Here is a 13,690-nt window from a genome sequence, read left to right on the forward strand (position 1 = left end):
GAGGTCAGCGCGGCAGCCCCGCACACCCGACACCCGCGCTTCCACCGGAACGCGCCGAGGCCCGGCACCCCTTGTCTGCGGGGGTGCCGGGCCTCGGTACTGCCGTGGGTACCGACGCGCTACGTCAGTGGGAGTGGCCGTGTGAGTGGCCCGCGGCGGCCGGCTCTTCCTCTTCCTTCTTCTCGACGACCAGGGTCTCGGTCGTCAGGAGGAGGGAGGCGATGGAGGCGGCGTTCTCCAGGGCGGAGCGGGTGACCTTGACCGGGTCGATGACGCCGGCCTTGACCAGGTCGCCGTACTCGCCGGTCGCGGCGTTGAAGCCCTGGCCCTTGTCGAGCTCGGCGACCTTGGAGGTGATGACGTAGCCCTCGAGGCCGGCGTTCTCGGCGATCCAGCGCAGCGGCTCGACGACGGCGCGGCGGACGACGGCGACACCGGTCGCCTCGTCGCCGGTCTTGCCGAGGCCGCCCTCGAGCACCTTGGCGGCGTGGACGAGCGCGGAGCCACCGCCGGAGACGATGCCCTCCTCGACCGCGGCGCGGGTCGCGGAGATGGCGTCCTCGAGGCGGTGCTTCTTCTCCTTCAGCTCCACCTCGGTGGCGGCGCCGACCTTGATCACGCACACGCCGCCGGCCAGCTTCGCGAGGCGCTCCTGGAGCTTCTCGCGGTCCCAGTCGGAGTCGGTGTTCTCGATCTCGGCCTTGATCTGGCCGACGCGGCCCTGGACCTCGGCGGAGTCGCCGGCACCGTCGACGACCGTGGTGTCGTCCTTGGTGACGGTGACGCGGCGGGCGGAGCCGAGCACGTCGACGCCGACCTGGTCGAGCTTGAGGCCGACCTCCTCGGAGATGACGGTGGCGCCGGTGAGGACCGCGAGGTCCTGCAGCATCGCCTTGCGACGGTCACCGAAGCCGGGGGCCTTCACGGCGACCGCGTTGAAGGTGCCGCGGATCTTGTTCACGACCAGGGTCGACAGGGCCTCGCCCTCGAGGTCCTCGGCGATGATCAGCAGCGGGCGGGAGGAGTTGGTCTGGATGACCTTCTCCAGCAGCGGCAGCAGATCGGCGATGGAGGAGATCTTGCCCTGGTTGATGAGGATGTAGGGGTCCTCGAGGACGGCCTCCATGCGCTCCTGGTCCGTCACGAAGTACGGCGACAGGTAGCCCTTGTCGAAGGCCATGCCCTCGGTGAAGTCCAGTTCCAGACCGAAGGTGTTGGACTCCTCGACGGTGATGACACCGTCCTTGCCGACCTTGTCCATCGCCTCGGCGATGAGCTCGCCGACCTGCTGGTCCTGGGCGGACAGCGCGGCGACGGCGGCGATGTCGGACTTCTCGTCGATCGGGCGGGCGGTGGCCAGCAGATCGTCGGAGATGGCCTTGACGGCGGCGTCGATGCCCTTCTTCAGGGCGGCCGGGGAGGCACCCGCGGCAACGTTCTTCAGACCCTCGCGTACGAGCGCCTGGGCGAGCACGGTGGCGGTGGTCGTACCGTCACCCGCGATGTCGTTGGTCTTGGTCGCCACCTCCTTCACCAGCTGGGCGCCGAGGTTCTCGTACGGGTCGTCGAGCTCGACCTCGCGGGCGATCGTGACACCGTCGTTGGTGATGGTGGGGGCGCCGAACTTCTTGTCGATGACGACGTTGCGGCCCTTGGGGCCGATCGTCACCTTGACCGTGTCGGCAAGCTTGTTGACGCCGCGCTCGAGGGCGCGACGGGCGTCCTCGTCGAACTTCAGGATCTTCGCCATGGGAGCGGTTCAGCCCTCTCGGAAAACGTGGGAGAAACGAACTGCGCCCCCAGCACCCGGCTTCACAAAGTCGCGGGGCCAGGAGCGCAGTTCACTGCAAAACTGGGTGAATTACTTCTCGATGATCGCGAGCACGTCGCGAGCCGAGAGGACGAGGTACTCCTCGCCGTTGTACTTCACCTCGGTGCCGCCGTACTTGCTGTACAGGACTACGTCGCCGACCTTGACGTCGAGCGGCAGGCGCTCGCCGTTCTCGAAGCGACCCGGGCCCACCGCGAGGACAGCACCCTCCTGGGGCTTCTCCTTCGCGGTGTCCGGGATGACCAGGCCAGAGGCCGTGGTCTGCTCGGCGTCGAGCGGCTGGACCACAATGCGGTCCTCGAGCGGCTTGATGGCAACCTTGGAGCTGGTGGTCGTCACGATCCGACCTCCCCCTTCGGAGATCTCACGGGGCTAACTGTCTGAGGTGGCGACCAGGTGGATCCGTCGTCGCGGGTGCCGGACCTGCCCGTCGCGTGTTGGCACTCTCCAGGGGGGAGTGCCAGAACTGAGACTATGACCGCGATTAGCACTCGGTCAAGCGGAGTGCCAATGACGGCGGCGCGTCGGCCGGATTTCAGCTGGGGCGAGTGGCCCTTTCGCCGTCGTGCGCCCGCGTGAGTCCCGTACCGGGGGCTGCCGCCCCCGGGCCCCCGCTCGGGCCCTGGGGGTGCCTCGTCCTCAATCGCCGGACGGGCTGGGACAGTCACGCGGTCGGTGCTGAAGGGCAGACCCCCGCCGGACGGGCCGAAGGGCGGGCACCTGCCCGAGGCCGGGAAGAACTCTCAGACGTAGTCCTCCAAGCGGCCCACCGTCAGGCCCTGCTCCTGCACCCGTCGCAGCAGGCGTGTTGTCCGTTCCCTCAGGCCCGGGCCCGTCGACTCGTCCGGGGCCACGGCGATGATGTCGCCGGGGTGGAGGCGGTGCGGGCCGTGCGTGTAGGTGAGGCCGATGGGGCCCATCGAGGCGCGCCACAGGACGACGGCCGCGATGCCGCAGTCGGCGGCGGCGCGTCGGGTGGTGGTGTCGTAGGCGCCGTAGGGCGGACGGAGGAGGCGGGGGCGCAGGCCGAAGCGGGCGCGGAGCTTGTCCTGCTGGCCGCAGATCTCGGCGCGCTGGCCGGCGTAGGGCAGGCCGCGCAGGGCCGGGTGGTCCAGGGTGTGGTTCTGGATGTTCGCGCCGACGGACCGCAGGCGCGCGAAGTGGGCGTAGCCCGGGCCCACCACGCTGTCCGTGAGGAACATGCTCACCGGCAGACGCAGTTCGCGGACCATGTCGACGAAACGGGGGTCGCGCTCGGCGCCGTCGTCGTAGGTGAGGAAGACGACCCTGTCGGTGGTCGGGACGTGGTCGACGACCGGCGGGAAGGCCGCTCCCGGGCTGCCCGCCAGGGAGCGGGCGGGGTGGCGCGGCGCGGGGGCCAGTGGGGCCGTCAGACCCCAGTGGCGGTACGCGTCCCGCCCGGCCGGGCCGTGCGGGCGGACCCGGGCGGCGGCCTTCTTGCCGAGCCGTTCGATCGGGTCGACGGACTGGGCGCAGCCCGCCAGGGTCGCCAGTGTCGTGAGGGTCGTCAGGATCAGCAGTACGGCCGGCAGCCCCCGCGTCCTCACAGGTAGTCCTCCAGCCGTGCCACCGCGTATCCCTTCGCCGTGACCTTGTTCAGGAACCGGCGGACCATGTCGGGCATCGTGCCCTTCCAGTCGCCGCGGCCGCGGAAGTGACTCAGGACGATGTCGCCGGGGTGGAGGTCCTGGTCCCACTCGCGGTACTCCCAGTGGTCGACGAAGACCTCCTCGGCCCAGAGCGGGGCGTAGCGCACGCCGCAGGTCTTCGCGGCGCGCAGGCTGTCCTGGTCGTAGTTGCCGAAGGGCGGCCGGAAGAGGGTGGGGCGCTTGCCGTAGCGCTTCTCGATCACGTCCTGCATGCCGCAGATCTCGCGCTTCTGGCGGGCGTAGGAGAGGGCGGGCAGGTAGGGGTGGTGCAGGGTGTGGTTGTTCAGTCCCACGCCCCGGTCCTGCATCCTCTTGAAGTAGCCGTAGTCGTCCTTGACCAGGTAGTCGCTGAGGAAGGCGGTGTACGGGATCTTCAGCTCGCTCATCATGCGCAGGAACGCCGGGTCCTTCTCGGCGCCGTCGTCGATGGTGAGGAAGACGATCCGGTCCCTGGTCGGGATCGTGGTGAAGACCGGGGGGAGGCCGAGTTCCTCGTGATCGTCGACCTCGAAGCCCTTGCGGGTGGTGATCTCCGGCTTGTCGGCGGGCGGCGGCGGGGGTGTCAACGGGACCTGCCTCAGGCCCCAGCGCTTCGCCGCGGCGACCCGGGCCCGGTGTGCGGCGCGGAGCCTGGAGGCGTACGAGTGCAGGGCGCGGGCGGGTGGCGCGGCGGGGGGCGGCCCCGCCTTCCGGGGCTGCTGCCCCGGCGCGGGGCGGGCCGCGCGGCCGGGGGCCTCGCCGTCTCCCGCGCAGCCCGAGGCGATGGTGGCCAGGGCGAGGACGGCGATCAGGCTCCGGACGCCCGTGCGCCGACGGACCGGCCCGCGTCGGCGCGGTACCCGAGAACAGCCGCGCTTTTCATCGTTTTGTACGACAGGTCCCATGGCGCCGGATCCTCGCAGTCAGCGCCCCCGCAACCCCGTCCGACACCGCCGCCGAGGACACGCCGTCCACCGACTGGCCCAAAGGGACCGGCAGCGGCGGGCGGTGACCGGCGCCACGGGCCGCTGGTCGACAATGAGGTGGTGAACGACCTCGCTCCCCTCCTCACCGCCGAGGGCCGTGCCCTCCTCGACCTGGTGCGTGGCACCGCTCCCGCCGACGAACTCGCCGTCGCCACCCGGCTGCGCCGCGAGCACCCGGCCGGACTGGTGTCCGCGGCGCTCGGCCAGGCCCGGCTGCGACAGCGGGCGGCGGCGAAGTTCGGGGCCGAGGACGCGGAGCGGATGTTCTTCACACCCAACGGGGTGGAGCAGTCGACGCGGGCGAGTGTCGCCGGATACCGGGCCGAGCGGATGAGGGCACAGGGCGTGACGTCGGTCGCCGACCTGTGCTGCGGGATCGGCGGCGACGCGATCGCGCTCGCCCGGGCCGGGATCCGGGTGCTGGCCGTGGACCGGGACCCGGTCACGGCGGAGGCGGCCCGCGCGAACGCCGACGCGCTGGGGCTGAGCGCGCTGATCGAGGTGCGGGAGGCGGACGTCACCGAGGTGGACACCGCCGGCTACGACGCCGTGTTCGTCGATCCGGCGCGCCGGGGCGGCCGCGGGCGCATCTTCGATCCAGAGGCGTACTCGCCTCCCCTGTCGTGGGCGGTCGGCGCCGCTCTCGCCGCCCCGCGCGCCGCCCTGAAGATCGCGCCGGGCGTGCCGCACGAGATGATCCCGGCCGAGGCCGAGGCCGAGTGGATCTCGGACGGCGGGGACGTGAAGGAGGCGGTGCTGTGGTTCGGCACCGCGCCGGGGGCCGTGCGGGCCACCCTGCTCCCGGGGCCGCGGACCCTGCTCGGCGCCGGACTGCCCGACCCGGACGTCCGGCCGGTCGGGCGGTATCTGTACGAGCCCGACGGCGCCGTCATCCGGGCCCATCTGGTCGCCGACGTCGCCCGGGAGGTGGACGGCGGGCTGATCGACGAGACCATCGCCTACGTCACCGCCGACGCCCTGCGGCCCACCCCGTACGCCACCGCCTACGAGATCACCGACCGGCTTCCCTTCAACGTGAAGAAGTTGAAGGCGCTGCTGCGGGAGCGCGGGGTCGGGATCCTGACCGTGAAGAAGCGGGGATCGGCGGTGGAACCGGAGGAGCTGCGCAGGAAGGTGCTCCCCAAGGGTCAGGGGCCGCACTCGGCGACCGTGTTCCTGACGCGGGTGGCGGGGGCGCCGACGATGCTCGTCGGGGCCCCCGCCGGGCAGGCCGTTACTGCCGGTGGAGCGTCTTGAGCGGTGCCAGGTTCGGCTGGGCGCCGACCTGGTCGGGGCGCTGCCCGGTGGTGCCGGAGGCGTCGCCGTCGGTGGGCGCGGCGAGAGCCCGGGCCGACGTGGTCGCCGGGACGAGGCCGTTGTAGTACGGGCGGTACGTGAAGTAGGCGCTGCCCGCACTCATCGAGGTGCCCGCGGTGTTCAGCTCGGCCTGGGCGAGTGAGCCGGTGCCGCCGAAGCCCACCATGGAGTTGACGCTGGCGGTCTCGCGCACGAGGTAGTTGTTCACCTCGGGCGACAGGGCGGTGGCGCTGCTGCTCCACAGGAGGGGCCCGAAGACGTTCATCGCCGCGGCGGCCGACACTCCGTCGCGCCAGGCGCCGGAGTAGGCGAGGCCGGTCATGTTCGGCGCGGTCCACCAGAACATCGCGATGGCGACCGAGATGGACCCGTCCGTGGTGCCCGAGATCGGGTAGTAGGAGTACGTCGACGGCCACCGCGAGAAGCTGGTGTGCGTCAGCGCGTAACTCGCCGCCGAACCGACCGGGATGATCATGGTCTTGTCCGGGTTGAGGCTGTTCAGGTACGCCTGCACCGACGCGGTCAGCTTGTTGCCGTTGGTGAGGACGATCCCGGCCGCGCTGGCGGAGCCGTCGGAGCCGGCCGCGGCCGCCGCCGAGAGAGCCGCGCGGTACTCGGTACCGCCGGCCAGGAAGACGTACCTGGGGGCGGAGCTGATGGTCTTGCTCACCATCACCGAGGTCGCGTAGCGGTCCGCACCGGTCAGCCGCACGGGGACGTAACCGAGGGCCTTCACCTGGCTGAAGACCGTGTTGTCGAGGACGGACGCGCTGCCGGTCAGGTAGACGGGCTTGCCCGGCGCCAGGATCCGCTTCAGCTCGTTCTTCGTCGTCGACGAGAGACCGGTCTTCTGCGTCATCAGCACCGGGCCCTCCTTCCGGCCGGCCAGGGCGGGCGCGGTGACGGCGTACGCCGGGTCGTCCTGGTTGACCAGCACGGCGGACTTGGCGTTCATCAGACCGGGCTCGCTGTGGCCGACGGTGTTCCAGGTCCAGCGGGACGAGGCGGTCGCGGTGAGGTAGGCGTTGGCACCCCAGACCCGTCCGGTGCTGTTCTTGCGCAGCGGCTGCCAGCTGGGGTTCCCGACGTGGTTGCTCTGCGTCGCGCCGGTGACCGCGGTCAGCTCGCCGGTCGTCGTGTCGACGTACTCGACGGTGTGCACGTCGTCGCTGTTCGGCGAGGTGTGGGCGTCGAAGAGGATCCGCTTGCCGGTGGGCGACCAGGACGGGGCGGCGTAGCGGCGCGGGCCGGTGGTGAGCTGCTTGACGTCGGTTCCGTCGGCGTTCGCCGTGAAGATCTGCGGGTTGCCGTCGGTGTCCTTGCGGACGAACGCCAGCTTGGTGCCGTCCGGCGACCAGGCGGGCTGCTCGGCGTCGGCCAGGGCGAGCTTGACCGTGTTCGCGGCGCCGTCGTAGACGTACACGCCGGCACCGGCGTTGCAACTGCCCGCGCGGCGCTCGAACGCGACCAGACCGTTGACGCTCACGCTCGGCTCGGAGTCGCAGACGGTGGCCGGTTCCAGGTTCGCCGGCAGCAGCGGGCCGGGCGCCCACGAAGCGTCGGAGGGGCCGTAGGCGAGCTGGCCGCCACTGGCGAAGACGACGTAGCGGCCGCCGTTCCAGAAGGTCAGGTCCTCGTAAGGAGCGCTGGAGCGCAGGCCCTGCGCCCACGGCAGGGTGATCTTCTTGGTGCCGTTGGGCAGCACGCTGGAGATCTGGCCGGACACGCTGACCACGCGGCTTCCGTCCGGTGCCCAGGTGGCGTAACTGCCCACGTTGGGGATGGTGCTGGTCTGGCCGGTGGCGGGGTCGATGAGCAACCCGCCGTCGTTGAGGATCTTGCCCTCGGTGCCCGGCCAGGGTCCGGCGTCGTCGGCGACGGCGCCGGGTACGGCGGCCAGGGTGCTCGTGGCGGCGATCGCCGCCACGGTGGCGAGCGCCGCGGCACGGCGGCGCGTGAACAGTCTCAAGTTGTCGACCCCCGGGGATCACATGATGTCGTCGGAGCCGCGCGTGGGCCGGGTCGGGTCGGCGTCGTCCCCCGTCGCCGTTCCCCCTCGGCCGCACAGTCGTTTCACAGCGGCCGGGTCACTCTATGTCGCCCCCGCCACAAAGGGAACGCGTTTTCGACCTACAGGCGTTCGACATTGCCACGGCTTCGGGTGTGCGCGAGGCTTCGGGTGTGCGCGACGCTTCGGGTGTGCGCGCTGCGAGGCCCCCTCACCTCGGTCGGCACTCGTCGGCCCGCGCCCGCAGCAGCTCCCGCTCCCGCTCGTTGCCCGTCAGCTCCGCGGCCCGTTCGAACTCGGCCTTCGCCTCCGCCGTCCGGCCCAGCCGCAGCAGCAGGTCGCCCCGGACGCTGGGGAGGAGGTGGTAGTCGCGCAGGGTCGGTTCGGCGACGAGACGGTCGACGATCTCCAGCGCGGGCCCCGGGCCGTCCGCCATCGACACGGCGACAGCGCGGTTGAGTTCGACAACCGGGGACGGGGTCCGGGCGGCCAGCAGTCCGTACAGGGTGGCGATGGCCGTCCAGTCGGTGTCCTCGTAGGTGGGGGCGTGCGCGTGACAGGCGGCCACGGCCGCCTGGAGTGCGTACGGGCCGGGAGCGCCGGTGGCCGTGGCTCCGGCCCGGTCCAGGGCGGCGATGCCACGGGCGACGAGCATGCGGTTCCAGCGGCGCCGGTCCTGGTCCCTGAGGAGGACGGGCCTGCCGTCGGGGGCGGTGCGGGCGGCCGTACGGGACGCCTGGAACTCCAGCAGCGAGACCAGGCCGTGGACCTCGGGCTCCTTCGGCATCAGGGCCGCGAGCTGCCGGGCCAGCCGCAGCGCGTCCTCGCACAGGGCCGGGCGCAGCCAGTCGTCGCCCGCGGTGGCCGCGTATCCCTCGTTGAAGATGAGGTAGATGACGTCGAGGACCGAACCGAGCCGGGCCTCGCGGTCGGGTCCGTACGGCACCTCGAAGGCGATGTTCCTGGTGGCCAGGGTCTTCTTGGCGCGGACGACGCGCTGGGCGACGGTCGGTTCGGGGACCAGGAAGGCGCGGGCGATCTCGGGTGTGCTCAGGCCGCCGAGCAGGCGCAGGGTGAGGGCGATGCGGGCCTCGGCGGAGAGCACCGGGTGGCAGGCGGTGAAGACGAGCCGGAGCAGGTCGTCGTCGATGGCGTCCGGGTCGGCGGGCTCCACCGGCGGGGCCGCCGGGTCCAGACCGCGGCCGATCTCCTGGAGCTTGCGGGCGTAGTTCTCCCGGCGCCGGACCAGGTCCACGGCGCGGTGCCGGGCGGTGGACGTGAGCCAGGCGCCGGGGTTGTCCGGCACCCCGTCGCGCGGCCACTGTTCCAGGGCGGCGACCAGGGCGTCCTGCGCCAGCTCCTCCGCGATGCCGACGTCCCGCACGACACGCGCGACGGCGGCGATGACGCGGGGCGACTCGAGGCGGAAGACGGTCTCGATGGCGGCACGGGGATCCGTCGGTCGCGCGGCGCGCGGATCCGAGGCGCCGCGGGGGTCCGAGGAGGTGCGGGGGTCCGAGGCGGTGCCGGAGTCCGAGGCGGTGCCGGAGTCCGAGGCGGTGCCGGAGTCCGAGGCGGTGCGGGGGTCCGAGGAGGGCTGTTGTTCCACAGCCCACCATCGAACACCCCGGCGGTCGTTCAGGCCAAGGAAGGCAGCGAAGGCAGGGAAGGGCTCAGCCTTCCGCGATCTCCCGTACCTCACAGGTCACCGTCCAGTGCTCCTCGTGCACCTTCAGGAACCGCTTCGTCCACTCGATGGCCTCGGCCATGTCCTTGCACTGCATGAGCGCGTAGCCGCCGACGACCTCCTTGGACTCGGTGAAGGGGCCGTCGGTGAGGGAGATCTTCCCGCCCTCCCAGTGCGCGCGGACACCCTGCGCGGACGGGGTGAGCCCGGCGGTGTCGAGCATGACGCCGGCCTTGGTGACCTCCTCGATCAGCTCGCCCATCCGCTGCATCAGCTCGGGGCTGGGGCCCTCGGCGGGGACGGTGGCCTCGTCGATCTTCACGAGCGACAGGTAGCGGGGCATGGTGACTCCTCGGATGCGGTGAGCCGGGTCCTTCCCGGCCTCTCACCCCTTCGTCGAACGGGGGACGACCGGATCGACACCCCCGCCGGACTTTTTCGCGGAAACTTTTCCGGCCGGCGTCTCCGCAGCTCACGCCCCCTTCCGCGGCCGGCCGGGCCGGTTCACCTCAGCGACGTCCACAGTTCGCTCGCAGCCGGTTCCTGCGCCACCACCCGGTTGGGGTCGGAGGCGGCCGCCACCACGGGCATGGTCACCGTCTTGAGGCGGTCGGCCGAGAGGCCCTGCAGGCTCTGGCCGAGCTCCGTCAGCGCGGTGAGGGAGTCGAGGCCGGTGTCCGTGGTGAGGCTGCCGGTGACCGCGTCGGCGACCGTGTACAGCTTGGTGGGGCTGGTCAGCAGGTCGGTCGAGGCGATCTGCTCCAGCAGGGCCTTCACCAGCGTCTGCTGGAGGCCGATGCGGCCGAGGTCGCTGCCGTCGCCTATGCCGTGCCGGGTGCGGGCCAGCGCGAGCGCCCGGGTGCCGTCCAGGTGGTGGGTGCCGGCCGCGAGGTGCAGATGGCTGTCGTCGTCGTCGATGTCCTCGTCGGTGGTGACGGTGACCCCGCCGAGCGCGTCCACGAGCTTCGCGAAGCCCGAGAAGTCGACCTCGACGTAGTGGTCCATGCGGACGTCGGTGATCGACTCGACCGTCTTGACGGCGCAGACGGGACCGCCGACCGAGTAGGCGGTGTTGAACATCACCCCGTACGCCACCGCCGTCGAGCCGCCGTCGGACAGCGGGCAGGAGGGGCGGGTGACGAGGGTGTCGCGCGGGATGCTGACGACGGTGGCGGTCGTGCGGCCCGCGTCGACGTGCACGACCATCGCGGTGTCGGAACGGGCTCCCGAGCTGTCGCCGCCGCCGAGTGCCTGGTTCTCCTCGCCGCTGCGCGAGTCCGAGCCCAGCACCAGGATGTTGACGGCCTCGGTGGGCAGCGGGGAGGCGGACGCCGAGCCGGACGGGGACGGGGCCGTGACCGCCTTCGCGGGGCGGTTGTCGCCGAGCGCGTTGTCGATGTCGACGCTCTTGATGTTGTCGTTGAGGTGCCAGTAGGCCCAGCCCGCCGTCCCGATGCCCACCACCAGGGCGGCGGCCAGGGTGAGACCGGCGGCCTTCAGCACTCTCGACCGCCGGCCCGGCTGTCTGCCCGCGTCGTCCTGCTCCTCGTGTCGCGTCACGCACAGGAACGTAAGTCCGAATTATGAGCGAACTGTTAGGACAGCCGTCCCACGGCGAACTTCTTGTGAAAATCTCACGATCCTCAGCCCGGTGTCACCCCCGACCCGGCGTCACCGTCAGCCCAGCGTCACCGTCGGTACCGGATTGCTGCCGCTCCAGCTCGCGTTGAACCCGAAGCTCACCGAACCCCCGTCCGGGACCGACCCGTTGTACGAGGCGTTCACACAGGTCACCGCCGCCCCCGACTGGGTGCAGCCGGCGTTCCAGGCCTGGGTGATCTGCTGGCCCGCGCCGTACGTCCAGGTCACCTTCCAGGAGGACAGCGCAGCGCCCGAGCAGGAGATCGTCACGTTCCCGGTGAACCCGGTGTTCCACTGGCTGCCGACGCTGTACGCCGCCGTGCACGCGCCTGTCGGCGGAGGCGTCGTCGTGCCGCCCAGCGCCTCCGCGATGCCGTAGTACGCCGGTTTCGGCGCGTAGTTCGCGTCGTACGGCGTCGCCGCCCCCTGTCCCGGGAAGGTGCTCTCCACCCAGGAGTCGGAGTCGGTGAAGCCCCACACGGTGAGGTTCACGCAGCGCGCCACCGCAACACAGGCCGCGGTGACCGCCTTGTAGTCGGCCTTCTGCTGGACCAGCTTGGCGCTGTCGGACGGCAGCGTCATCCGGATGTCCAGCTCGGTGATGGCCACGTCGACGCCGAGGTCGGCGAAGCGCTGGATGTTCTGCTGGAACGTGGACGGGACCTGACCGAGGATGAGATGGGCCTGGAGGCCGACCCCGTCGATCGGGACTCCCCGCTCCTTCAGCGACTTGACCAGGTTGTAGAGGGCGGTGCTCTTCGCGTTGACGCCCTCGACGTTGTAGTCGTTGATGTACAGCTTGGCGGCGGGGTCGGCGGCCCGCGCCCAGGTCAGCGCGTTGGCGATGTAGTCGGTGCCGAGGCCGTTGTACCAGAGGGTCGAGCGGTAGGTGCCGTCCTCGTTGAAGGGCTCGTTGACGACGTCCCAGGCGGCGATCTTCCCCTGGTAGCGACCGACCTCGGTGTTGATGTGGTTCTGCAGCAGGGTGCTCAACTGGGCTGACGTCCAGGTGCCGTTGGTGAGCCAGCTGGGGTTCTGGCTGTGCCAGACCAGGGTGTGGCCGCGCACCTGCTGGTCGTGGGCCTGCGCGAAGGCCACGATCTGGTCGGCCTCCGCCCAGTTGAAGGAGCCCTGGCTCGGCTCCACCGAGCCCCACTTCATGGCGTTGCCGGGGGTCAGCGAGCCGAACTGCGCCCCGGCGATGTCGCCGTAGGTCCCGGTGAGCTTGGAGCCGGTGACCGCCGTGCCGACGACCTTGCCCTTGGCCGCCCCGAGCTCGCGCAGCGGGGTGTCGGCGGCGTGCGCCACTCCGCCCAGGAGGGCGCCGACGGTGGCCGCCCCGGCGAGCAGGGCGGCGAGACGTGCACGTATCGACGAACTGGAGGATCTCATTGCGGGTGCCTCCGAAAGTTTCGGTCGTGCAACCGATTGACTTCGGAGGAGTGTGGAGGCGTCCGTCACACCCGTCAATACGTCAACTTCCGGCCACCCGCGTCCCCACGCCCTACCGGGCGGGCGGCGCCCCGGTGCTCGTCCGCACCACCAGGCTCGTCGCCAGCTCCACCCGCGTCGCCGTCGGCGTCTCCCGGGACGCCGAGCGCCCCAGCTCCAGCACCAGCCGGGCCGCCGCCTCGGCCATCTCCGTGAGCGGCTGCCGTACGGTCGTCAGCGGCGGGCCCACCCAGCGGGCCACCGGCAGGTCGTCGAAGCCGACCACGCTCACGTCCTCCGGGATGCGCAGCCCGAGCTCACGGGCGGCCTCGTAGCAGCCGAGCGCCTGGAGGTCGTTGCCCGCGAAGACGGCGGTGGGCCGGTCGGGACGGTCGAGGAGCTCGCGGCCGAGCCGGTAGCCGGTCTCGTGATGGAAGTCGCCGGTCTTGATCAGCTGCTGGTCGACCGGCAGCCCGGCCGTCTCCAGCGCGGCCCGGTAGCCGTCGATCCGGGCGCGGCTGCACATCATCTGCGGCGGCCCGCTGATCGCCCCGATCCGCCGGTGCCCCAGCTCGACCAGGTGCCGGGTCGCGGCGAGGCCGCCCTGCCAGTTGGTGGCCCCGATGGACGGCACGTCGGCGCCCGGGTCGCCGGCCGGGTCCATCACCACGAACGGGATGGACCGGCTGGTCAGCAGCGCCCGCTGGGACTCGTCGAGCCCGGACAGGACCAGCACGACCCCGTGCGGGCGGCGGGCCGCCACCTGGTCGGCCCAGGTCCGGCCGGGCGTGAGCCGTCCGGCGCTCTCGCTCAGCACGACACTCAGCCCGGCGTCGCGCGCCACGTTCTCCACGCCCCGGATGACCTCCATCGCCCAGGCGCTCTCCAGCTCGTGGAAGACCAGGTCGATCAGGGGGGAGCGGGTCGCCTCGGCGCGGCGGCGGCGGTAGCCGTGGGCGCGCAGCAGTTCCTCGACGCGGGTGCGGGTCGTCGGGGCGACGTCGGCGCGGCCGTTGAGGACCTTCGAAACAGTCGGTGCCGATACGCCGGCCTCACGGGCGATCTCCGCGAGCGTCGCGGTCTGTGTCGGCCGCGCTTCTGTCCGCGTTTCCATGGGCTCCGAGGGTGTCATGGCGGCGA

The 13,690-nt window shown here is 71.5% G+C and carries 11 protein-coding genes; 1 reads left to right on the plus strand and 10 read right to left on the minus strand.

Annotated features, from left to right (window positions below; genetic code table 11):
- Positions 1–124 precede the first annotated feature (124 nt).
- From groL to QQM72_RS34155, 4 genes are all read right to left on the minus strand, one after another.
- Entirely contained in the window at positions 125–1,750 is a 1,626-nt protein-coding gene (groL, locus tag QQM72_RS34140) for a chaperonin GroEL (protein ID WP_020132157.1), read from the minus strand.
- Between the two features lie 111 nt (positions 1,751–1,861).
- Complete coding sequence (gene groES / locus QQM72_RS34145) at positions 1,862–2,170, minus strand: co-chaperone GroES (protein ID WP_020132158.1); 309 nt, start codon at positions 2,168–2,170, stop codon at positions 1,862–1,864.
- A 404-nt stretch (positions 2,171–2,574) separates the two neighbouring features.
- The gene (locus QQM72_RS34150; protein ID WP_399079685.1) at positions 2,575–3,399 is read right to left on the minus strand and encodes a polysaccharide deacetylase family protein; all 825 of its coding nucleotides are present in this window, start codon (positions 3,397–3,399) and stop codon (positions 2,575–2,577) included.
- Positions 3,396–4,385 (minus strand): polysaccharide deacetylase family protein, encoded by a 990-nt coding sequence (locus QQM72_RS34155; RefSeq protein WP_314224708.1) that lies wholly within the window; start codon positions 4,383–4,385, stop codon positions 3,396–3,398. Before QQM72_RS34155 ends, QQM72_RS34150 begins: the two co-directional genes overlap by 4 nt.
- A gap of 141 nt (positions 4,386–4,526) precedes the next feature.
- Here QQM72_RS34155 and QQM72_RS34160 point away from each other — a divergent pair, with 141 nt between their 5' ends.
- Positions 4,527–5,723, plus strand: coding sequence for a class I SAM-dependent methyltransferase (locus QQM72_RS34160; RefSeq protein WP_314224709.1), 1,197 nt, complete (start codon positions 4,527–4,529; stop codon positions 5,721–5,723).
- Here QQM72_RS34160 and QQM72_RS34165 read toward each other — a convergent pair.
- From QQM72_RS34165 to QQM72_RS34190, 6 genes are all read right to left on the minus strand, one after another.
- Positions 5,701–7,752 carry a cell wall-binding repeat-containing protein gene (locus QQM72_RS34165; protein WP_314224710.1) on the minus strand — a complete coding sequence of 684 codons (2,052 nt, stop codon included), beginning with the start codon at positions 7,750–7,752 and terminating at the stop codon, positions 5,701–5,703. The genes QQM72_RS34160 and QQM72_RS34165 overlap by 23 nt on opposite strands.
- A 250-nt stretch (positions 7,753–8,002) precedes the next feature.
- On the minus strand, positions 8,003–9,232 hold the full coding sequence (locus QQM72_RS34170) for an RNA polymerase sigma factor (protein WP_314224747.1): 1,230 nt from the start codon (positions 9,230–9,232) through the stop codon (positions 8,003–8,005).
- 232 nt (positions 9,233–9,464) lie between these two features.
- The gene (locus QQM72_RS34175) at positions 9,465–9,821 is read right to left on the minus strand and encodes a YciI family protein (RefSeq protein ID WP_314224711.1); all 357 of its coding nucleotides are present in this window, start codon (positions 9,819–9,821) and stop codon (positions 9,465–9,467) included.
- A gap of 161 nt (positions 9,822–9,982) precedes the next feature.
- Positions 9,983–11,038, minus strand: a complete 1,056-nt coding sequence (locus tag QQM72_RS34180) for an LCP family protein (protein ID WP_314224712.1) — start codon at positions 11,036–11,038, stop codon at positions 9,983–9,985.
- 117 nt (positions 11,039–11,155) lie between these two features.
- Positions 11,156–12,511, minus strand: a complete 1,356-nt coding sequence (locus tag QQM72_RS34185; protein ID WP_314224713.1) for an endo-1,4-beta-xylanase — start codon at positions 12,509–12,511, stop codon at positions 11,156–11,158.
- Positions 12,512–12,623: 112 nt separating this feature from the next.
- The gene (locus QQM72_RS34190; RefSeq protein WP_314224714.1) at positions 12,624–13,682 is read right to left on the minus strand and encodes a LacI family DNA-binding transcriptional regulator; all 1,059 of its coding nucleotides are present in this window, start codon (positions 13,680–13,682) and stop codon (positions 12,624–12,626) included.
- Positions 13,683–13,690: the final 8 nt, after the last annotated feature.

The organism is Streptomyces zaehneri (assembly GCF_032248645.1).
GTDB lineage: Bacteria > Actinomycetota > Actinomycetes > Streptomycetales > Streptomycetaceae > Streptomyces > Streptomyces coriariae.